Annotated in this window: 19 protein-coding genes, 1 rRNA gene and 1 pseudogene; 4 read left to right on the plus strand and 17 right to left on the minus strand. The window is 43.3% G+C overall.

Annotated elements, in window-relative coordinates; translation table 11 throughout:
- The 15 genes and pseudogenes from ABYB02_RS06150 to cutA all read right to left on the minus strand — a co-directional run.
- A pseudogene (locus ABYB02_RS06150) lies at positions 1 to 268 on the minus strand (flagellar protein MotX); the annotation flags it as partial.
- Positions 269 to 456: 188 nt separating this feature from the next.
- On the minus strand, positions 457 to 1,770 hold the full coding sequence (locus tag ABYB02_RS06155) for an adenylosuccinate synthase (protein ID WP_372761585.1): 1,314 nt from the start codon (positions 1,768 to 1,770) through the stop codon (positions 457 to 459).
- 210 nt (positions 1,771 to 1,980) lie between these two features.
- The gene (gene hflC, locus ABYB02_RS06160) at positions 1,981 to 2,859 is read right to left on the minus strand and encodes a protease modulator HflC (RefSeq protein ID WP_372761586.1); all 879 of its coding nucleotides are present in this window, start codon (positions 2,857 to 2,859) and stop codon (positions 1,981 to 1,983) included.
- Positions 2,860 to 2,864: 5 nt separating this feature from the next.
- A complete protein-coding gene (hflK, locus tag ABYB02_RS06165; protein ID WP_372761587.1) occupies positions 2,865 to 4,031 on the minus strand; it encodes an FtsH protease activity modulator HflK in 1,167 nt (388 codons plus the stop codon).
- Between the two features lie 100 nt (positions 4,032 to 4,131).
- On the minus strand, positions 4,132 to 5,421 hold the full coding sequence (gene hflX / locus ABYB02_RS06170; RefSeq protein ID WP_372761588.1) for a ribosome rescue GTPase HflX: 1,290 nt from the start codon (positions 5,419 to 5,421) through the stop codon (positions 4,132 to 4,134).
- Positions 5,422 to 5,438: 17 nt separating this feature from the next.
- Complete coding sequence (hfq, locus tag ABYB02_RS06175; RefSeq protein WP_372761589.1) at positions 5,439 to 5,702, minus strand: RNA chaperone Hfq; 264 nt, start codon at positions 5,700 to 5,702, stop codon at positions 5,439 to 5,441.
- 81 nt (positions 5,703 to 5,783) lie between these two features.
- Entirely contained in the window at positions 5,784 to 6,701 is a 918-nt protein-coding gene (miaA, locus tag ABYB02_RS06180) for a tRNA (adenosine(37)-N6)-dimethylallyltransferase MiaA (RefSeq protein WP_372761590.1), read from the minus strand.
- 10 nt (positions 6,702 to 6,711) lie between these two features.
- On the minus strand, positions 6,712 to 8,562 hold the full coding sequence (gene mutL / locus ABYB02_RS06185) for a DNA mismatch repair endonuclease MutL (RefSeq protein ID WP_372761591.1): 1,851 nt from the start codon (positions 8,560 to 8,562) through the stop codon (positions 6,712 to 6,714).
- Positions 8,563 to 8,577: 15 nt separating this feature from the next.
- Positions 8,578 to 9,921 (minus strand): N-acetylmuramoyl-L-alanine amidase, encoded by a 1,344-nt coding sequence (locus tag ABYB02_RS06190; protein ID WP_372761592.1) that lies wholly within the window; start codon positions 9,919 to 9,921, stop codon positions 8,578 to 8,580.
- Positions 9,922 to 9,983: 62 nt separating this feature from the next.
- Positions 9,984 to 10,448, minus strand: a complete 465-nt coding sequence (tsaE, locus tag ABYB02_RS06195; protein WP_372761593.1) for a tRNA (adenosine(37)-N6)-threonylcarbamoyltransferase complex ATPase subunit type 1 TsaE — start codon at positions 10,446 to 10,448, stop codon at positions 9,984 to 9,986.
- A gap of 141 nt (positions 10,449 to 10,589) precedes the next feature.
- Positions 10,590 to 11,930, minus strand: a complete 1,341-nt coding sequence (gene accC / locus ABYB02_RS06200; protein WP_372761594.1) for an acetyl-CoA carboxylase biotin carboxylase subunit — start codon at positions 11,928 to 11,930, stop codon at positions 10,590 to 10,592.
- A gap of 26 nt (positions 11,931 to 11,956) precedes the next feature.
- The gene (gene accB, locus ABYB02_RS06205; protein WP_372761595.1) at positions 11,957 to 12,421 is read right to left on the minus strand and encodes an acetyl-CoA carboxylase biotin carboxyl carrier protein; all 465 of its coding nucleotides are present in this window, start codon (positions 12,419 to 12,421) and stop codon (positions 11,957 to 11,959) included.
- Between the two features lie 40 nt (positions 12,422 to 12,461).
- Positions 12,462 to 12,914 (minus strand): type II 3-dehydroquinate dehydratase, encoded by a 453-nt coding sequence (gene aroQ, locus ABYB02_RS06210; RefSeq protein ID WP_372761596.1) that lies wholly within the window; start codon positions 12,912 to 12,914, stop codon positions 12,462 to 12,464.
- A 227-nt stretch (positions 12,915 to 13,141) separates the two neighbouring features.
- Positions 13,142 to 14,953, minus strand: a complete 1,812-nt coding sequence (locus ABYB02_RS06215; protein ID WP_372761597.1) for a protein-disulfide reductase DsbD — start codon at positions 14,951 to 14,953, stop codon at positions 13,142 to 13,144.
- A complete protein-coding gene (cutA, locus tag ABYB02_RS06220) occupies positions 14,953 to 15,273 on the minus strand; it encodes a divalent-cation tolerance protein CutA (protein WP_372761598.1) in 321 nt (106 codons plus the stop codon). The genes ABYB02_RS06215 and cutA overlap by 1 nt, the downstream gene beginning before the upstream one ends.
- A gap of 180 nt (positions 15,274 to 15,453) precedes the next feature.
- Between cutA and ABYB02_RS06225 the strand changes: the two genes are divergently transcribed.
- The 4 genes from ABYB02_RS06225 (at position 15,454) to rnk (ending at position 18,666) form a co-directional block, all read left to right on the plus strand.
- The gene (locus ABYB02_RS06225) at positions 15,454 to 15,930 is read left to right on the plus strand and encodes an FxsA family protein (protein ID WP_372761599.1); all 477 of its coding nucleotides are present in this window, start codon (positions 15,454 to 15,456) and stop codon (positions 15,928 to 15,930) included.
- A gap of 108 nt (positions 15,931 to 16,038) precedes the next feature.
- Positions 16,039 to 16,326 carry a co-chaperone GroES gene (locus tag ABYB02_RS06230; protein WP_016709118.1) on the plus strand — a complete coding sequence of 96 codons (288 nt, stop codon included), beginning with the start codon at positions 16,039 to 16,041 and terminating at the stop codon, positions 16,324 to 16,326.
- Positions 16,327 to 16,374: 48 nt separating this feature from the next.
- A complete protein-coding gene (gene groL, locus ABYB02_RS06235) occupies positions 16,375 to 18,024 on the plus strand; it encodes a chaperonin GroEL (protein ID WP_372761600.1) in 1,650 nt (549 codons plus the stop codon).
- A 228-nt stretch (positions 18,025 to 18,252) separates the two neighbouring features.
- Positions 18,253 to 18,666, plus strand: a complete 414-nt coding sequence (gene rnk / locus ABYB02_RS06240) for a nucleoside diphosphate kinase regulator (RefSeq protein ID WP_372761601.1) — start codon at positions 18,253 to 18,255, stop codon at positions 18,664 to 18,666.
- A 91-nt stretch (positions 18,667 to 18,757) separates the two neighbouring features.
- Here rnk and ABYB02_RS06245 read toward each other — a convergent pair whose 3' ends face one another.
- On the minus strand, positions 18,758 to 20,251 hold the full coding sequence (locus ABYB02_RS06245; RefSeq protein ID WP_372761602.1) for an NAD(P)H-hydrate dehydratase: 1,494 nt from the start codon (positions 20,249 to 20,251) through the stop codon (positions 18,758 to 18,760).
- Between the two features lie 566 nt (positions 20,252 to 20,817).
- Positions 20,818 to 20,932, minus strand: a 5S ribosomal RNA gene (gene rrf / locus ABYB02_RS06250).
- Between the last annotated feature and the right edge of the window lie 139 nt (positions 20,933 to 21,071).

The following is a 21,071-nucleotide window of genomic DNA, read 5'->3' on the forward strand; positions in this document are numbered from 1 at the left end:
ACACGTTGTAGGCGAGCATATCGCCATATAAAAACTGGTAAGACGGCAGCGCCATTTTACTGGCTCTTGCCTCTATATCTTGAACTAACTGGCAATCATCTGCCTTCACCCGTGCTAAGTGGGTATTATTATTTAGCAACTCAATAAGCTCAGGCTCGCTATACAAGGCCACAGCAGCTGTTTCTTCGGCTAAACTGTTTACACTGATAAAGAAAAGTAACGATATTGCGGGGATTCTCCACCCCGCGCGAAAAGCAAATGTGCGCATAATAACCACTTATAAAAACCAACCTGTAAAAGACTATACAAAGATCGTTCCAAAATTAATATCTGCTACGGTTTATATTATTTAATTTGCATGCATCATTTTGCTAGCAAAGAGGAAAAATTAAGCACGCGGCATATTTTAGCTATAAAAAAAGCTGCATAAAGCAGCTTTTTTTAATCTGATAGCTATTACGCAAACGGGTTGCGCAATATCATCGTTTCTACACGATCTGGGCCGGTAGAAATAATATCAATTGGTACACCAGTAAGCTCTTCAATACGCTTGATATAATCAATCGCCGCTGGTGGTAAACCGTCAAGGCTAGTCACACCTACGGTGTTTTCTGACCAACCTGGCATTTCTTCGTAAACTGGCGTTACTTTTTCGTAACCTTCTGCGGCTAATGGCGTTACGTTCGTTACGCTACCATCTTCAAGCTTATAACCAGTACAGATTTTCAGTGTTTCTAGGCCGTCTAAAACATCAAGCTTAGTTAAACAAAAACCAGAGATACTGTTAATTTGCACCGCACGACGCATAGCGACAGCGTCTAACCAACCGGTACGACGAAGACGACCTGTGGTTGCACCGAACTCATGACCTTTGTCACCTAAGTGCTTGCCGACTGGGTCTTGCTTTTCAAGGCCATCGTAAAGCTCTGTTGGGAAAGGACCAGAACCCACACGTGTCGTGTACGCTTTAATAATACCTAGTACGTAATCTAGGTGTAATGGACCAAAGCCCGCACCTGTTGCTACGCCACCAGCAGTGGTGTTTGAAGACGTTACATATGGGTAAGTACCGTGATCGATATCCAGTAATGTACCTTGTGCACCTTCAAATAAAATATTATCACCCGCTAAACGCGTTTGATCTAACAGCTCAGTCACGTCAACAATCATGGCTTTTAAAATATCAGCAACGGCCATCGCATCGTCAAACGTTTTCTGAAAATCTACCGCATCTACTTTGTAGTAATTAACTAAAGTGAAGTTATGGTATTCAAGAACTTCCTTCAGCTTAGCTGCAAATAATTCAGGATTAAATAAATCGCCAACGCGTAAACCACGACGTGCCACTTTATCTTCGTACGCCGGACCAATACCACGGCCAGTGGTACCAATTGGCTTATCGCCGCGCGCGGTTTCACGGGCTACATCTAATGCAACATGGAAAGGCAAAATTAATGGACATGCAGCACTAATTAAAAGACGCTCGCGTACAGGTACGCCACGCTCTTCTAACATGCCAATCTCTTTCATTAGCGCTTCTGGTGATAAAACCACACCATTACCAATCACACATTTAACATTGTCACGTAATACACCCGATGGAATAAGGTGCAGAACTGTCTTTTCACCGTCGATCACTAAGGTATGGCCAGCATTATGCCCACCTTGATAACGAACTACTAAAGATGCTTTATCTGTAAGGAGGTCTACGACCTTCCCCTTCCCTTCGTCACCCCATTGGGTGCCTAATACAACAACGTTTTTACCCATTGTAACTTCACTTAAAAAAATTAGGACAAGATTTTACCAGAAAACCAAGCTAAAGATCACCCCGTTTAGCTTATTTTTTCTGCTCGAATATTTATCAGCATAAATATTAATAATAACCAGCTGAATTACAGCGATTTAATGCATTAAATTAAACTCAATAAAAAAGCCTCACTAATGCGAGGCTTTTCAACTATAAACTGTGTCGCTAGCCTATTGCGCTTTAGCACCTTTCATATATTTAAAGAAGTCGCTATCTGGTGAAAGCACCATCACGTCTTGTTTATCTTTAAAGGTTTGCTTATACGCCTCTAACGAGCGTACAAAACTAAAGAACTCAGGATCTTTATTATAGGCATTGGCATAAATTGCTGCCGCTTCAGCATCACCTTGACCACGTACTGAACGTGAATTACGCTCTGCATCGGCAAGCATTACCGTGACACGACGATCAACACCAGCGCGAATTGTCTCGGCTTTTTCTTGACCTTCTGAACGGTGCTCTTTAGCCACCGCAGTACGCTCAGCGCGCATACGTTGGTAAATAGAGCTGCTTACCTCTTGCGGTAAGTTAATTTGCTTCACACGGACATCAAGAACTTCAATGCCTAGCTCACGCGCACTTTCAGAGGCTTGTACTAATGCCTCTTCCATCAACTCACTACGCTCACCCGATACGATTTCGCGAATAGTACGCGTACCAAAGTTAGTCCGTAAGCCGTTATTTACTTTTTGCTGTAGTAGCGTTTCAGCATATTGCTTGTCGCCACGCGCACGTAAGTAAAAAGCACTAAAGTCGTTCACGCGCCATTTTACAAACGAGTCAACAATTAAGTCTTTTTTCTCACTGGTTACAAAGCGATCTGGCGTGCCATCAAGCGTTTGAATACGCGCATCAATACGACGTACTTGGCTAAAAAATGGCACTTTAACGTGCAGCCCCGGCCCATAAACCACCGCGCTGTCGTCGCTGTCTTTTTGCACTTTACTGAATAACAAAACAATTGCTTTTTGTCCTTCAGGCACTACAAATACTGCTGAGAAAGACATCACAATGGCAGCTAATAGTATAACTAAACTAAAGTTTTTCATTATGCTTATCTCCCCTCATTAAAGCGATCGTTGTTAAAGCGGTCATTGCCACTGTTCACTGTGCTATTACGTGATGTATTTACTTTATTGCGTAAATCTTGAATATCACTTGAGCTAGGTAGCGCAACACGGGTTGCTGTGCCTTGCTTTTCCATAATTTTATCAAGTGGTAAGTACATCATGTTATTCCCGCCTTTAACATCAACCAACACTTTAGAGCTGTTACCCAGCACTTCTTGCATTGCATCTATGTATAAACGTTCACGGGTAACTTGTTTAGCCATTTGATATTCAGGTAATAGCTTCTCAAAACGAGCCACTTCACCTTGCGCTTCTAAGGTAATACGTTCACGGTACGCTTCAGCTTCTTGCGTCATACGGGTAACTTGACCACGGGCGCGCGGTTCAATCTCACGCGCATACGCTTCTGCTTCACGAATAAACCGTTGCTCATCTTCTTGTGCAGCAATGGCGTCATCAAACGCGTCTTTCACTTCCATTGGCGGACGTGAATCTTTAAAGTTTACGTCTGTAACGATTAACCCTAAATTATACGGTTCAATAATTTTATTCAGTTCATCCCAAGTATCTTGGCGCACAACCTCACGGCCATTGGTTAATACTTGGTCCATTTTAGCGTGGCCAACAACATAACGTAGCGCGCTCTCTAGCGCTTCTTCTAAGCTACTGTCAGCATTTGTTACACTAAACTTATACAGGTAAGGGTCAATCACACGATATTGCACCTGAAACTCAACGCTTACCACGTTTTCGTCTTCAGTGAGCATAAAACCTGACGTCGATAAAGAGCGTACCGCTTCAATGTCGACAGGGATCACGGTTTCAATAAAGGTCATTTTCCAACGCAGACCAGGATCAGCAATGCGGTCAAACTGACCAAATTGCAGTACCACGCCACGCTCAGCTTCTTTAACCGTATAAATACCGCTTAGCGCCCATACAATTACAGCAATAATAAGCACAAATGAAATACCGGCTCCGCCAAGTCCACCGCCGCCATTACCTAGTTTTTTACCACCAAATAAGCCGCCTAACTTGTTACTGAATTTGCGCAGCACCTCGTCTAAATCAGGTGGGCCTTGATCACGTCCGCCTTTATTGTTCCACGGATCTTTGTCATTGCCATTATTACCCGGTTCATTCCAGGCCATAGCTATACTCCATTGTTATCTAAATAAATAAGGAAATTGGGTTAAATCTAACAAATCTAATGCGTTTCTCATACAAAAACCGACATTATTACGTCAATTTTTAATTTTGATAGATAAAACCAGTAATTTCAGGACCAAATTCTTTGATTAAGCGATTCCACTCAACCATAGGTAAGCGTACATCTAACAACCAATTTCCGTGTTCGTCAAAACGCTCATCACTGACTGCACTTAAACTAAATAACGATGCTCTTAAGCGCCCATACCGCGGTGACAGTAACAGCGTTTCTTTAAACATTTTTTTAGTCAGTAATTCACTCACTGCTTCGCTGAGTAGTTCACACCCTTCACCTGTGTGTGCAGACAACCACACTCTTATAGGCTGGCCTTCATCATCACGATCAATGCGGGGCGCAATATCATCCAACGCGTCTATTTTATTATAAACTAACAGCTGCGGGACTTCATCGGCTTCAATTTCTTTAAGCACCGATTGTACTTGCTCGATATTTTCCTTTAAGCGTGCGTCAGCCACATCAATCACATGTAACTGTAAATCGGCTTCGCGGGTTTCGGTGAGTGTTGCCTTAAATGCCGCCACTAAGTCGTGCGGTAAATGGCGTATAAACCCTACCGTATCGGCTAAAATAACCGGACCAACATCGCCAAGTTCTAATTTACGCAATGTCGGGTCAAGTGTTGCAAACAGCTGATCGGCGGCATACACATCTGAGTTTGTAATACGGTTAAAAAGCGTTGATTTACCCGCATTGGTGTAGCCTACTAACGAAACCGTGGGGATTTCATTACGGCTACGCGCGCGTCTACCTTGCTCACGCTGCACCGCAACTTTATCTAGCCGTGCACGAATATTTTGAATCCGTGCACGCAATAAACGTCTATCGGTTTCGAGCTGAGTTTCACCCGGCCCACGTAATCCAACGCCACCTTTTTGGCGCTCAAGGTGAGTCCAACCGCGAATAAGTCGAGTCGACATGTGACGCAGTTGTGCTAACTCTACTTGCAACTTACCTTCATGGGTACGGGCACGCTGGGCAAATATATCAAGGATCAACGTGGTTCTATCAAGCACACGACATTGAAGCACGCGCTCTAAGTTGCGTTCTTGTGACGGTCTGAGTTGATGATTAAAAATAACGACATCGGCATTGTGGATTTTGACAATTTCAGCTATTTCTTCTGCTTTACCGGTACCGACAAATAATTTCGGATGCGGTGCTTGACGGCTGCCTTGCACAACCGCCAAACTACTAACACCAGCAGAAGATACCAACAATTCCAGTTCGTGAAGATCTTCGCGATCCCCTTCTTTAGGAAAGTCGATATGGACTAAAATTGCCTGTTCGCCAGATTTATAGCGGTCAAACAAGCATTACGCTCCTAATATTAAAAATTTCCAGCTTCTGGTTCTTCCGTGCCTTCATTCTCTTGAGCACCTTGGAAGTTTACTGCGCGAGCAGGTACAACTGTAGAAATTGCGTGTTTATATACCATTTGGTTTACAGTATTTTCGAGTAAAATAACAAATTGGTCAAATGACTGGATTTTACCTTGTAATTTTATGCCATTAACCAAAAAGATTGATACTGGAATGCGCTCACGGCGTAGTGCATTCAAAAATGGGTCTTGTAACGATTGGCCTTTTGCCATGTTATTATTCCTTCGTTCTAGGTGTTATTATAATTAAGTGGCTGAACTTATTTAACAAAGCTAAATTATATCCAACTACTACTAGCTTAGCGAACTTACTACACGATGCAAGTTTTCTTCATCGCCCGTTGTTAACCAGGTAACGTCAGGCCAACTTCTTAACCAAGTTAATTGCCGTTTTGCTAATTGACGTGTAGCAGCAATGCCGCGAAATACCATTTCACTATGGTCAATTTCACCCGCAAGATAATCCCACATTTGTCTATAACCTACACAACGAATAGAAGGCATATTGGGGTGTAAATCCTTACGTAGATATAGGGTCGAAACTTCATTTTCAAACCCCTGATCGAGCATTATTTTAAACCTTTTTTCAATTCGCCGATGTAATTCACTGCGCTGTGTCGGTGCAATCGCAAATTGATGAAATGTATAGGGTAAAGCCGGCTGTTTTTGCTTTTGCAGCTCAGTCATAGTGTTACCCGTTAGTCGGTACACCTCTAAAGCACGGTTAATTCTTTGCGAGTCATTTTCACTCATTTTTTGTGCTGCTTGCGGGTCTACTTTTTGTAACTCTTGATATAAGTGCGGCCAACCATATTGCTTGGCTTGCGCTTCTAATTCAGCTCTTATATCAACATCGGCCTCGGGGAGTGGCGATAAGCCGTCAATAAGTGCCTTAAAGTACATCATCGTGCCGCCTACTAATACCGGCACTTTACCTTGTTGATGTAGCTGATCTATTTTTATTATCGCATCACGCCTAAAATCGGCAACTGAATAAGTTTCACTTGGGTCTAGTAAGTCAATTAAATGATGCGGAGCACGGGCAAGCTCAGCCGCATCGGGCTTTGCAGTGCCAATATCCATGCCTTTATACACTAACGCTGAATCAACACTAATTATTTCGGTATTTAAATGCTCACACAAGGAAATTGCCAGCTCCGTTTTACCGGCGGCAGTTGGACCCATTAAAAATATCACTGGTAAATTACTCAACACGAATACCTTAATCTAATTGCGTTAAATAGTGTTCTATCTCTATTTTAACTGCTTTTTCCCGTAAACGTTCAATTGTTTGCGGATTATTTTGCAAGCGTGCTTGTTGCGCTAAAAATGCACTGCTGCTGTAAAAGCGCGTGGGAATACATTTAACTTGCCAATCAAGCCACGCTTCTAAGTCCGCTAATGGCGTTTTACAGGCTTCTAGTAGATATTCAATCGCAGTGGGCACATCGAGTAAATATAAGCTAAGCGGTAGTTTTTTTACCATCACAAACTGTTTTTCAATCACCAGTTCAAAGCCTAACAAGGTAAACCACGACTGCTGCGCTGCCATAAGCGCGCAATCGTCTGCTGCGAGATTAACTCGCACCGGTAACAATAAGGCTTTGCCTTCTAAACTGCCGTGCTGTTTGATCTGATGGTGCCAATCCTCTGCCAGCGCATACTTAAAATGCGAGCAATACAGCTGCTGCTCAATACTAAATACACAACCACCTTGATGCACATTAAGCATAGCTACCGTTGATATACTATTATCTATCGGTGCTGTCGCACCTACTTGCAGTGCAGCATCAGTGGCATTATCAAAATGTGCAGCTTGTTGTTCACTCACCCCTTGGTAAAATGCATTAACATCATGATGACTACTCGCTGCTGCGGCTCTAGGCGCGCTATTCGAAAAGCCACCCGTTGCTCTGGCACTGGGTGCCGACTGGCTGGCGGCTGCAGAATAATTAGGTTGTAATTGCGACTTAGGGTAATCAAATACCCCCACCGAATCATGTGTATGAACAGCGCTCTCAGTGCTATTGAAAGACGCAGCCGCAGCTGCACTATTTGCTAACGGTTGCTTGGCAAACTCACCTTGCAGCGGCACCACAACCTGCTTAATTGCTTGCAATATAAAGTCGTGTACCAGCCGTCCTTGATGAAAGCGCACTTCGTGCTTCGCTGGGTGCACATTAACGTCTACTTGGCGCGGATCGATATCAATATAAATCACAAACCCCGGTAAATCTTGTACTCCACTCACTTCCTCAAAGGCTTGACGAATGGCATGCAAAATTAATTTATCGCGCATCATGCGGTTATTTACATAGGTATATTGCGTGGTATTGGTGGCACCCACGGGTAACACCCAGCCATGCAGCTGCAAGCCCCCCTCACCAGATTGAATATGTAAGCCTTGTTCAGCAAATGCTTTACCCGCCACTTGTGCTACGCGTGTAATTGCGTGCGTGGGATCGGTTTTAGCACGATATTGCCGCACCACTTTATCGTTATGAGTTAAGGTAATCGACACATCAAAACGGCTCAATGCAATGCGCTTAATGAGCTCATCAATATGGCTGAATTCCGTTTTTTCGGTGCGTAAAAACTTTCGCCGTGCTGGCGTATTAAAAAATAAATCTTTAACTTCTATGGTGGTACCATCGGGGTGCGCGACGGGCTTGATTTGCACCGCCATATCACGGCCTTGCGCAAATGCCTGCCAAGCTGCCTCTTGGTGTTTCGGTTTTGAACTCAGCGTTAAACGCGATACTGAGCTAATAGACGCCAGCGCTTCACCTCTAAATCCCAATGAACAAATATTTTCTAAATCATCAAGCGACTTTAATTTACTGGTTGCATGGCGGGATAGCGCCAGTGTCAGTTCATCGTGAGCAATACCCGCACCGTTATCGCGAATGCGGATCAATTTATGCCCACCCCGCTCAATATCAATTTGGATCCGCGTAGCGCCGGCATCTAAACTGTTTTCTACTAATTCTTTAACCACCGACGCAGGGCGTTCTACCACTTCGCCCGCCGCAATTTGGTTGGCTAAGCGCGCTGGTAATATTTCAATACTCATGCGACCCCTAAAAAATTAACTTTGTGGTATATCAAGCTCTTGGCCAATAAATAAGGTGTTGGAGCTCAGTTTATTGACTTGCTTCAACTTGCTTATAGTAACGCCGTAGCGACTCGCCAGCATACTTAATGACTCACCAGGACGTACCTTATGTTTAGTTGGGTACTGCGACTTTAACTTAGCAAAGAGCGAATCGTCTGGTGGGTTTTTTAAATAATAATTTTTGATCGAGGTGAATATCGCTTTTGCTAAGCGCTCTTGATGATTAGCGCTTTTAAGTAATCTCTCTTCTCGTGGATTAGAAATAAACCCCGTTTCAACCAAAATAGACGGAATATCGGGCGATTTTAGCACCGCTAAACTCGCATGTTGCGGATCTTTTTTATGTAATTTGGCAACCTTACCTAACTCTTTCACCACTTCTTCAGCCACATTTAAGCCCGTTTTCATTGAGTGGTCCATTGACATATCAAGTAACGCTTGAGCTAAATACTTTTCATTTTCAGCATCTTTGATCACATCCGCTGCGCCCCCTAACAGTTCGGAGTGCTTTTCTTTATCCTCAATCCACTTACCTATTTCAGAGTTTGCGCGGCGCAGTGACAACACCCACACTGAAGCGCCATTTGGCCCTGGGCTTGTAAATGCATCTGCATGAATAGACACTAAAAAATCTGCTTTTTTCTCACGGGCACGGTTAGTGCGAGTATTCAGTTTTACAAAATAGTCACCGCTGCGTACCATTCGAGAGATCATGCCACGCTCACCATCAATCATGCGCTCTAGGCGCTTGGCAATTTGTAACGTAATGGTTTTTTCATAGGTACCTGATGGGCCTATTGAACCCGGGTCTTCGCCACCATGGCCGGCATCAATAGCAATCACAATATCGCGTTCTTGACTTAGCTGGCGATTTTTTGCTGCTTTTTGCGCCGGTGATACCACAGCAGTCGACTCACTTTTATTATAGAGATCAACCACTAATCTATTTTTATACGGGCCGGTAGGCGCAAGTGCAAAAATAACCGGCTTAACCGGTGCTGTTAATTCAAACACAAACCGTACGCTGTGTTTATTTTTCGGTTTAGAGTAGCGTAGCTTAGATACAATTTGGTGCTTGGCAGGAATGCTTGGTAATTCATTCAGTTTGCGAGTATTGGCTAAATCAACCACCAGCCGACTGGGGTTTTTTAGCATAAAGTAGCTAAAATCGGGTTTATCGGCTAAATCAAATACGACACGCGTGCTATCGGGTGACGGCCACACGCGTACGCTGTCAATGGTATTTTGTGCCCATAGCGGTAAACTCATAGTTAGCACTAAGAGATAAATAACTAGTTTAACGATACCACGACTCATATTAATAATTACTGCCTTAACTATTTTATTGTTTTTATAGTGCTACGTGCTGGGCACGTAAATCAACCGGTTAGTTTTTCAATAATAGCTATACCACGCTCACTGGCACTGTTAATACTAATTTTTCGCTCATTACCGACATAACTGAGAGTAATGTCTAAATCGGGCACCGGTATGAATTCGCCGCCTTTTTCTGGCCATTCCACCACACATACCGCATCCGCTGAGAAGTAATCGCGGATCCCCATGTATTCAAGCTCTTCAGGGTCGCCTAAGCGATATAAATCAAAATGATAAACGTTAGCTGTTGCCAGCTCATAGGGCTCTACTAGCGTATAAGTTGGACTCTTAACTTTGCCTGTATGACCAAAACCTTGCACAATCCCTCGAGTAAACGTTGTTTTTCCAGCCCCTAAATCACCATGCAAATAAATAACCGCACCTTGCTCTATAATAGCCGCAACGCGGTTGCCCATGGTTACCGTGGCAATATCATCACTCAAATGAGCGTCAAAACTACGCGACATCGTTACCTCAAAATTTATAAATAGCGCATATAAGTTAATCATACCAGATTATTTATTTAAGGTGATACTAGCCAGTTTTACAGACTCGAATTCAACAGATAAAAAAACCGGCTAAGCGCCGGTTTTTTTATCACTGGAAAATTATAATCCCAGCTTTTTCTCAAGATAGTGGATATTAGTACCACCATTTTGGAAGTTTTCGTCTGCAAGAATTCTCTTGTGTAACGGGGTATTAGTTTTAATACCGTCAATCACCAGCTCATTCAGTGCATTACGCGCACGTGCTATGGCTACATCACGGTTTTCACCGTAAGTGATCAACTTGCCAATCATAGAATCATAATGTGGCGGTACCGAGTAATCGGCATAAATATGACTATCCCAACGAATGCCTAAACCACCGGCAGGATGGAAACGGGTAATTTTACCTGGTGAAGGTGCAAATGTTTCCGGATCTTCGGCATTGATACGACACTCAATAGCATGACCACGAATAACAACATCATCTTGAGTAAACGATAAAGGCTGACCGGCGGCAATTTTTAACTGCTCTTTAACTAAATCAATCCCTGTCACCATTTCAGTAATGGTGTGTTCAACCTGAATACGGGTATTCATTTCGATAAAGTAAAATTCGCCGTTTTCGTATAAAAACTCAAACGTACCCGCGCCACGGTAACCAATTTCGATACATGCACGCGTACAACGTTCACCAATGAACTTACGCGTTTCTGCCGTGATGCCTGGTGCTGGTGCTTCTTCAACCACTTTTTGGTGGCGACGTTGCATTGAGCAATCACGCTCACCTAAATGTACCGCATTACCTTGGCCATCAGCTAATATTTGCACTTCAATATGACGTGGGTTTTCAAGGTATTTCTCCATGTAAACCATGCCATTACCAAAGAACTGCTTCGCTTCTTGTTGTGTTAATGCAATCGAGTTGATAAGGTCAGCTTCGCTGCGCACAACACGCATACCACGACCACCACCGCCACCCGCGGCTTTAATGATCACCGGATAACCAATGCGCTTGGCAATTTGCATATTACGTTCTTTGTCATCCGATACTGGACCATCAGAACCTGGCACACACGGCACTCCAGCTTTACGCATGGCGGCGATAGCTGATACCTTGTCACCCATAAGACGAATGGTATCGCCTTTAGGACCAATAAATACAAACCCACTTTGCTCAACTTGATCAGCAAAATCAGCATTTTCGGCAAGAAAACCATAACCAGGATGAATAGCTACTGCATCTGTAATTTCTGCCGCAGCAATAATGCGCGGAATGTCTAAGTAACTTTCTGTCGCAGCTGGTTTACCAATACAAATGGTTTCATCTGCAAGCAATACATGCTTAAGATCGCGATCCGCCGTTGAATGCACAGCAACCGTTTTGATCCCAAGCTCTTTGCAGGCGCGCAAGATACGAAGTGCAATTTCACCTCGGTTTGCAATGACTACTTTATCTAACATAAGAGTTGGCCTTTTAGGTTGCGCTATTATTCAATGATGAATAAAGGTTGATCAAATTCTACTGGTTCACCGTTTTCTACTAAAATAGCTTTTACGGTACCGGCTTTATCAGACTCAATTTGGTTCATCATTTTCATTGCTTCAACGATACAAAGTGTGTCGCCAACTTTAACCTGAGAACCCACTTCAACATATGCTGGCGCTTCTGGAGAAGCCGCTGCATAAAAAGAACCTACCATAGGTGACTTAACTTGGTGGCCTGTTGGAGCTGCTGGTGCGTCAGATTCTACCGCAGCAGGTGCTGCTGGTGCTGCCGCTGGTGCTGCTGGAGCAGGTGCATATTGCTGTGGTGCAAATTGAGCGTACGCAGGACCGGCACTCATATTATTGCGATTAATACGTACTGACTCTTCACCTTCAGTGATTTCTAGTTCAGCAATTCCTGACTCTTCTACTAATTCTATAAGTTTTTTGATCTTGCGAATATCCATAAACGGCCCGCCTTCTTGTAGTGTGTTTGTTAGTTTAAAATTAATTTGAGCTTTGTAATTGGTTTACAGCCGCCTGTAATGCCGCGTGATAACCCATTGCGCCTAAACCACATATTACCCCTTGGGCCACATCCGAAAAATACGAATGATGACGAAACGCTTCACGTGCATGCACATTGCTTAAATGTACCTCGAAAAACGGTATCGCAACGCTTAATAGCGCGTCACGTAGTGCAACGCTGGTATGCGTAAATGCTGCGGGGTTAATAATTATGTAGTCTTCGGCTTGCCAAGCTGCGTGAATTCGTTCTATGAGTGCTTGCTCACTATTACTTTGAAAATGCGTTAACTGCACATTTAAATCATTAGCTACTTGGGTCAGATCATGCATTATTTCGCTCAAGGTTTGCACGCCGTATTTTTCTGGCTCACGCTTACCTAGCATGTTCAAATTTGGACCATTTATAACTAAAAGCTTTAATTTTGCAGCCATAATACGCGATATATCCTGTAAGTAATAAACTAAGCGGTTACTAACTAATTTTTCACTAAAAAGTAAGTAGAAAAAATAAAATAGCAACAATTTCTCACGTTAGCCAACTATTATAGTGATTTCGGCGGAAATGACAGCAAAATACTGGTCTTATCTCTGTATTGGGAACAACTTGGAAGGAAAATTAAAGGCACGGGTTAAAGCCATTAACCCGTGCCTTATGAAGCTTACTGTGCGCTAGCACGCACAGTGGCTAGGTGTTGCGCAAAGTCGGTAGCATTTAAAAAGCCTGTGACACGCAAACGATCTAACTCTTTACCTTGGGTATTAAAAAATAAAATACTCGGTAAACCAAACACCGTATATTCTTCCATTAGCTCAATAGTTTTACTGTCACTTTCGGTAAGATCTATTTGAATAAGCTGAAAATGCGTAAACTCACTTTGCACTTGTGCATCTGGAAAGGTGTAGTGTTCAAACTCTTTACAAGCGACACACCAATCGGCATATAGGTCGACCATCACCATGCGCCCTTGCTCGTTTGCATCTGCCACAGCCGCTTTAAGCTCTGCCAAATTAGCCACTTGTTTAAACTCATTAGTTGGCGTGGTTACTTGCATCACTGGTGTTGTTTGTGGCCAAAAATAGTTTTTCGTTAAACTAAAGCCACTGATCACTAACAGGGTTGCGCCAAACCACAACGCGGTTTTTAATTTACTCTGCGCTTGGCTACTTTGCCAATGATGTAAATAAAGTGCGGTTGCCAGCGCTAAAATACCGGCCATTAATAAAATAGTGTCGAGTGCTAAAATGCGCTCTAATAATATAAGCGGTACCACTAACATAATGAAGCCAAATAAGGTTTTAACTTGCTCCATCCAGCCACCGGCTTTAGGTAATAGCTTACCACCCGAGGTACCCAGTAATAACAGCGGTAAGCCCATGCCTAAACTCAATACATAAAGCGTTAAACCACCCACTAGGTAATCGCCACTTTGCGCTACAAATAATAATGCCGCCGACAAGGGTGCAGTAGTACACGGTGATGCGATTAATCCCGACAACACACCCATGAAAAATACACCAACATAGTTGCCGCCTTTTTGCTTATTACTAACCTGAGTGAGTTTATTCATCATACCGCTTGGCAGTTTGATTTCGTACCAACCAAACATCGACATCGCCAAAAGTACAAATAACAAACTAAAACTAATAAGCACATACGGATGCTGTAAATACCCCTGTACCTGCCCGCCAAGTGCAGCCACCACTAAGCCAAGCGCTGCATAGGTCACTGCCATGCCCTGTACATAAACAAACGACAAGGCAAACGCTTTTTTAGTCGACAGGTTTTGTTGTCCGGCAATTAAGCTCGATAAAATAGGAAACATAGGGAATACACACGGCGTAAATGCCAGCCCAACCCCAATCACAAAAAATATCACTAAGTTGGTAGTTAACCCTTGGCTGGCTAACTGTTCAGTAAACGTCAGCTCTTTATTAGCGGCGCCACTATCGCTATTATTAGCCGCAGAAAGTACCGACGCAGTCTGCGCCGTATTGGCCACTGGCGTACTGTTATTTGCCGCGAGTTGTTCGCCTGCGATCACATTTAGCGGAATTGTTATCACTTCAGGCGGGTAGCATAACCCCGCTTCGGCGCAGCCTTGATAGCGAACCTTAACCACCGCACCTTCAGTGACATCGCTTAACTTACTCACAATACTTAAGGCATCAAAAAATACCGCTGTTTTGCCAAAAAATTCATCTTCAATAAGTTCGCCATCACCCAGCGCCCCCACTTCTATATTGGCGCCTTTGGCGATAATCTCTATTTTATCTTTATATAAATAATACTCTGGGGCGATATCCCAGCCAATAAATAAGGTGCCACCTTGCTGGTCAAAATCAAATACAAAAGCTTGATCCACTTGTAAAAAGGTTTGCTGTGGTGGAGCGAGTAAGTCGCCAAGTACATTATTATTCGCCTGAGCAGGTGCTACTAATAATGTAACCAATAACAAAAATAGCCAGCGCATTAACTAAGTACCTCATCCATCCAATTAAAATAAGCTAAATTTCCGGTAACCACATCCACCACCTGAATTTCTGGCACTTCATAGCTATGCATCTCTTTTAGCGTTAAAAATACCTCGTTCACTTTCTCTGTTTTGGTTTTGATCAACAGTTTTACTTCGGCAGATTCTGCTATTTCTCCATCCCATATATAAATAGAGGTGACATTGGGCAAAATATTTACACAGGCGGCTAGTTTCTTTGCAACCAGTGCTGTGGCGATATTTTTTGCTTCGGATTGATCTTTGCAGGTAGTAAAAATAAGTTTAAATTGCGTTGCCATTAATGAACCTTTATTTATTTACACATGTCTGTAACTATAGTATCTGATAGCAGATACAATGTGTAGACGCTAAAACTGCAGAAAAATAACGCTCGTGTTTACTGCATCCTTGAAATTAGACCTGCACACCCTCACTTATATTTCATCAACTCTTTTGAGTTTCATTATTTAGAGAACCTTATGTTTAGATTTTTATTTCTGCTGTTTATCATTATCCCTATCATCGAAATTGCTCTGCTTATTCAGGTAAGTGAAGTAATTGGCGGCTTTGCGACTATAGCACTGGTTGTTATAACTGCTATTTTGGGTGCAAAAATGGTCAGACAGCAAGGTATGAGCGCATTACAAAATGTGCAAATACAAATGGCACAAGGGCAAATGCCGGCCAAAGAATTATTCACCGGGCTGTGTGTGATCATCGCAGGCGTCCTATTACTAACCCCTGGGATTATGACCGACGTTTTTGGCTTACTGTTATTAACCCCTGCAATTCGTAATAAATTAGCTGCAGGCCTTGCTAGTCAAGCTTCGGTGCGCATGAGCGCAGGTATGCAAAACGGTCCTGCGTCGTTCAATCAGTCGTCGCACAGCGAGCCTGAATCGCGTAAAACGAATGAGCCAACCATCATCGATGGTGAGTACGAGAGAAAAGATTAAATTTTTTAATTTTTTTCACTTGGATTTTTCAGCAACACCCCCATTATTGAATGCAACCAATATAAGCTTTCTTCTGCCAATGGCAGAAACTGTTAGGAGAACTAAAAAATGAACATTCGTCCTTTACATGATCGTGTGATCGTTAAGCGTCTAGAAGAAGAAACCAAGTCTGCTGGCGGTATTGTATTAACTGGCTCTGCCGCTGAAAAATCAACGCGCGGTGAAGTTGTAGCAGTTGGTAATGGCCGTACATTAGATAACGGTGACGTGAGAGCATTAGAAGTTAAAGTCGGTGACACTGTGTTATTCGGCTCATATGTTGAAAAAGCTGAAAAGATCGAAGGTCAAGAGTACCTGATCATGCGTGAAGACAACATTTTAGGCATTGTAGGTTAAAGCTACTTTTCATTTCACATACATTTAAGAATTTAAAGGAAATTTATCATGGCAGCAAAAGAAGTACTTTTTGCAGGTGACGCACGCGCTAAAATGCTAACCGGCGTAAATATCTTAGCAAACGCAGTTAAAGTAACATTAGGTCCTAAAGGCCGTAACGTGGTGCTAGACAAATCATTTGGCTCACCTGTAATCACTAAAGATGGTGTATCAGTTGCGAAAGAGATCGAACTAGAAGACAAGTTCGAAAACATGGGTGCACAAATGGTTAAAGAAGTTGCATCAAAAGCAAATGATGCAGCTGGCGATGGTACAACTACCGCTACCGTACTTGCACAGTCTATTGTTAATGAAGGCCTTAAAGCAGTCGCTGCGGGCATGAACCCAATGGACCTTAAGCGCGGCATCGACAAAGCCGTTATTGCTGCGGTTGCAGAGCTTAAAGAGTTATCTGTTCCATGTGCCGATGCTAAAGCCATTGCACAAGTAGGTACTATCTCAGCTAACTCTGATAAAGAGATTGGCGACATCATTGCAGAAGCAATGGAAAAAGTAGGCCGTAACAGTGGTGTTATTACTGTTGAAGAAGGTCAATCACTTGAAAACGAACTAGATGTTGTTGAAGGCATGCAGTTTGACCGTGGTTACTTATCGCCCTACTTTATCAACAATGCTGAAAAAGGTGCGGTTGAACTAGATAACCCATTTATTCTACTAGTAGATAAAAAAATCTCTAACATCCGTGAGTTATTGCCAACCTTAGAAGCGGTTGCGAAAGCAAGCAAGCCACTACTAATTATTGCAGAAGATCTTGAAGGTGAAGCATTAGCTACGCTTGTAGTTAATAACATGCGTGGTATTGTTAAAGTATCTGCTGTTAAAGCACCAGGTTTTGGCGACCGTCGTAAAGCCATGCTACAAGATATCGCGGTATTAACTGGTGGTACGGTTATCTCTGAAGAAATCGGCTTAGAGCTTGAAAAAGCGAGCATTGAAGACCTAGGTACAGCTAAACGTGTTGTTATCACTAAAGACGACACCACCATTATCGATGGTGCTGGTGAAGAAGCAGGCATAAGCGGTCGTGTTGCACAAATTAAAGCACAGATCGAAGAAGCGACTTCTGACTACGATAAAGAGAAGCTACAAGAGCGTATGGCAAAACTTGCCGGCGGTGTTGCAGTGATCAAAGTCGGTGCAGCAACTGAAATCGAAATGAAAGAGAAAAAAGACCGCGTTGAAGATGCATTACATGCAACGCGCGCTGCGGTTGAAGAAGGCGTAGTACCTGGTGGTGGTGTTGCACTAGTACGTGCTGCAAGCAAATTAGCTGGTCTTATTGGTGACAACGAAGATCAAAACCACGGTATTAAAGTGGCACTTCGTGCGATGGAAGCACCACTTCGTCAAATCGTAACCAACGCAGGCGACGAAGCTTCAGTGGTTATTAACGCAGTTAAAGGCGGCGAAGGTAACTATGGTTACAACGCAGCAACTGGCGAATACAGCGACATGATCGACATGGGTATCCTAGATCCAACTAAAGTAACACGCTCGGCACTACAGTTTGCAGGGTCTATTGCGGGTCTAATGATCACCACAGAAGCAATGGTTGCTGAAATTCCAAAAGATGAAGCGGCTGGTGCACCTGATATGGGTGGCATGGGCGGCATGGGTGGTATGGGCGGCATGATGTAACCCCCAGCTAAACCTCCCAGTTAAAAAAACCCAGCCTCGGCTGGGTTTTTAATGTTATAGAAAAAATAAAAGTTAGCTATATACTCTCTTTTGCACGTAGTAGCTTAAGATAGTTAATTATTGACCAACAAATAAAAATTACTGCAACGTATTCTAAAGCAATTAAGTTTATGCCGAATCATACTCAGAGTAAGTTTTATTTACATAAACATTATTAAGGATATTGAGTTGAATAAAAGACCTGAAATAATCATCTCATCATTAGATGCGGATAGATTGTATGATTTAATTGAATCACTCCCTGCAAATAGTTTTGCCGGTGAAAAAGAACTGGAAGCCGAATTAGGCCGCGCAACCATCGTTGAGCCAAAAGACGTACCAGCAAACATAGTGACGATGAATTCGACGGTAAACTTTGTGGTCGAATCTTCCCAAGAAGAATTTAATTTAACCCTAGTTTACCCTAAAGATGTTGACGCCAGCGGTCAAAAAATATCAATTCTAGCCCCTGTCGGCGGCGCTTTACTTGGCCTAGCACAAGGTGATGAAATTGAATGGCCAAAGCCAGGTGGTGGAGTAATAAAAGTAACAATAAAAGAAGTCACCTATCAGCCAGAGCGTGCTGGTGAGCTGCATCGTTAATATTAAATTTTTGCATCTATATTAAAAACCCAGCTACAGCTGGGTTTTATATTACTGCGGCTAAGTTTTGCTAGCCTTCTGTATATTTCTATTATTCATTTACTAACTCTCTGACAATAGAAAATAGATCACTGGCTAGCATGCCGCGCAGCCCTGCTCTATTAGCTGCTATATCACCCGCTTTAGCATGCAAACAGACACCATAAGCCGCAGCACTGTCCACATCCATTCCTTGCGCCAGTAATGCACCAATAATACCTGTAAGCACATCCCCCGAGCCCGCAACACTCAATGCGGGGCTACCATCCTGACAAACATAAGTCTGTGCGCCATTATCAATAATACTGCCGGCCCCCTTAAGCACACAGGTAACATTGTAATTTATCGCGCATTGGCGAGCTGATTTGAACCGGTCGGCTTCAATAACTGTAACACTTGAGTTTAATAATCGCGACGCTTCGCCAGCATGAGGGGTCACAATAGCCTGCTGTAACGTAAAATTAGCGGTAGTGTTAACAAGTAAATTAAGCCCATCAGCATCAATCACCACGGGTATATTATGCTGTAAGCAGTACTGAACACTTTGCACAAAGGTAGCGTGCGCCCAATCATCCTGGCCCAGCCCTGGGCCAATCACCACACAACTTGCCCACTCTAATGCAGCGGATAAGTTATTACTCGTAACCATAAGTTCAGGTCGACCCAAGCTCACAGCTAACACAGCATGTTTATGCGTATACACTTTTACCATACCAGCGCCAGCTCGTAACGCCGCCTCGCCACTGAGCCTAATAGCACCAGCAGTGCCTTGATTGCCACCAATACACAATAACTTACCGTGACTACCTTTATGGCTATTAATTTCACGAGCTGTTAACCCTGTAAAGCTATGGCTATTAATAATTCTCGCTGACGCAGTAGCCAAGTGAGTAAACTGCTCGCCAATGTCTAAATCATCAAAGTGTAACTCGCCTACATGTTGTTTACCGGCTGCGGTGGTTAAGCCTTGTTTTATACCCACAAACGTTATCGTTTCAGTTGCTCGTATCGCTACACCTTGAGGCTGCCCAGTATCGGCATTGATCCCCGATGGCACATCAATACTGAGTATTGGTTTATTACTTTTATTCGCCGCCGCAATCATTTCAACAAAGCTGTCGCGCACAGTGTTATTAAGGCCGGTGCCAAGCAGTGCATCAATAATCACGTCACACTCATCAATCAGCTCCAGTGAAAAGTTGCATATGCCTCCTCCAGCTTTAATCCAGCTTTGTTGCGCCGTTGCTGCATCACCTGTGAGGGTTTTGTCCGCATCAACAGCGCACACTACCACATGCCTATCAGCGCGTTTAATTAAGCTGGCAACAACGTAACCATCGCCTGCGTTATTACCATTACCAACTAGTACTAACGTTTGCTGGGCATTAAAGGTTTGCCAACGCTTGAATACCGCCGCCCCTGCCCGCTGCATCAAGGTATATAAACTCGCGCCAGATATTTGTGCTGCCTGCCCTTCGTACTGTTTTACTTGCTGTGATAAATATGCCCATTGAGCGTAATTTTTAACTGGTGATCGAAATGACATAAACTGCTTAAAATAAATATTCGCTAATTTTAGTTTGGACTTAATCGGTGATTTATCAAGTGGAGAATAAACCTGTGTCTTGACATCCCCTTTACTGCAAACGTAAAAAAGCCCGAGTCTTTCGAACCGGGCTTTGTTGTATTTTGAAGCTTGGTAATGGCGTGGTGCCACAGCGGTGGAGAGTCACATAGCAAATGCGATACCATCAATAAGGAGTCACAGTGTAAACTCGATGCTATCACTTGGCTGAGGATAGTCGCTATTGCGTGTTTCCTATCCCGTATCGCCTCGCGCCTAGTACCTTGCGTTTCACTTTCCTGCAGACGTAAAAAAGCCCGACTCAGTGAGTCGGGCTTTGTTGTATTTGAAGCCGGGTAATGTCGTGGTGCCACAGCGGTAAAGAGTCACAGTGCAAATGCGACACTATCATCGGCGCTCACCTTCAAGCTGTTTTCTTTTATACTACTGAGCGCAGTATGGGGTCGTAGCTCATGGCTTGTGTTTTTATTTATCTACAAACGGCAAAAAACCCGTCACATTGCTGTAACGGGTTTCTTTAATTTGGAGCCTGGTAATGTCCTACTTTCACATAGCAAATGCTACACTATCATCGGCGCTGTTTCGTTTCACTACTGAGTTCGGCATGGGGTCAGGTGGGTCCAAAACGCTATTGTCACCAAGCAAATTTGGTTGTCAGTCCGTATTACTACGTACTAACTAAATTTGGAAAATTCTGATAATAATAAGTGTTCAGTAATCTACTTTAGTCTATTAACTTCTTGCTTGTTACTGTCGCATAAAACGCGTTTGGCGTTGTATG

The organism is Pseudoalteromonas sp. (assembly GCF_041613455.1).
In the GTDB taxonomy this organism is placed as follows: Bacteria; Pseudomonadota; Gammaproteobacteria; order Enterobacterales; family Alteromonadaceae; genus Pseudoalteromonas.

Bases quoted from the DNA above. Each gene is read 5' to 3' on its own strand.
- ABYB02_RS06155 (WP_372761585.1), bottom strand. From the start codon at position 1,770: ATGGGTAAAAACGTTGTTGTATTAGGCACCCAATGGGGTGACGAAGGG.
- hflC (WP_372761586.1), bottom strand. From the start codon at position 2,859: ATGAAAAACTTTAGTTTAGTTATACTATTAGCTGCCATTGTGATGTCT.
- hflK (WP_372761587.1), bottom strand. From the start codon at position 4,031: ATGGCCTGGAATGAACCGGGTAATAATGGCAATGACAAAGATCCGTGG.
- hfq (WP_372761589.1), bottom strand. From the start codon at position 5,702: ATGGCAAAAGGCCAATCGTTACAAGACCCATTTTTGAATGCACTACGC.
- mutL (WP_372761591.1), bottom strand. From the start codon at position 8,562: ATGAGTATTGAAATATTACCAGCGCGCTTAGCCAACCAAATTGCGGCG.
- ABYB02_RS06190 (WP_372761592.1), bottom strand. From the start codon at position 9,921: ATGAGTCGTGGTATCGTTAAACTAGTTATTTATCTCTTAGTGCTAACT.
- tsaE (WP_372761593.1), bottom strand. From the start codon at position 10,448: ATGTCGCGTAGTTTTGACGCTCATTTGAGTGATGATATTGCCACGGTA.
- accC (WP_372761594.1), bottom strand. From the start codon at position 11,930: ATGTTAGATAAAGTAGTCATTGCAAACCGAGGTGAAATTGCACTTCGT.
- accB (WP_372761595.1), bottom strand. From the start codon at position 12,421: ATGGATATTCGCAAGATCAAAAAACTTATAGAATTAGTAGAAGAGTCA.
- aroQ (WP_372761596.1), bottom strand. From the start codon at position 12,914: ATGGCTGCAAAATTAAAGCTTTTAGTTATAAATGGTCCAAATTTGAAC.
- ABYB02_RS06215 (WP_372761597.1), bottom strand. From the start codon at position 14,953: ATGCGCTGGCTATTTTTGTTATTGGTTACATTATTAGTAGCACCTGCT.
- cutA (WP_372761598.1), bottom strand. From the start codon at position 15,273: ATGGCAACGCAATTTAAACTTATTTTTACTACCTGCAAAGATCAATCC.
- ABYB02_RS06225 (WP_372761599.1), top strand. From the start codon at position 15,454: ATGTTTAGATTTTTATTTCTGCTGTTTATCATTATCCCTATCATCGAA.
- ABYB02_RS06230 (WP_016709118.1), top strand. From the start codon at position 16,039: ATGAACATTCGTCCTTTACATGATCGTGTGATCGTTAAGCGTCTAGAA.
- groL (WP_372761600.1), top strand. From the start codon at position 16,375: ATGGCAGCAAAAGAAGTACTTTTTGCAGGTGACGCACGCGCTAAAATG.
- ABYB02_RS06245 (WP_372761602.1), bottom strand. From the start codon at position 20,251: ATGTCATTTCGATCACCAGTTAAAAATTACGCTCAATGGGCATATTTA.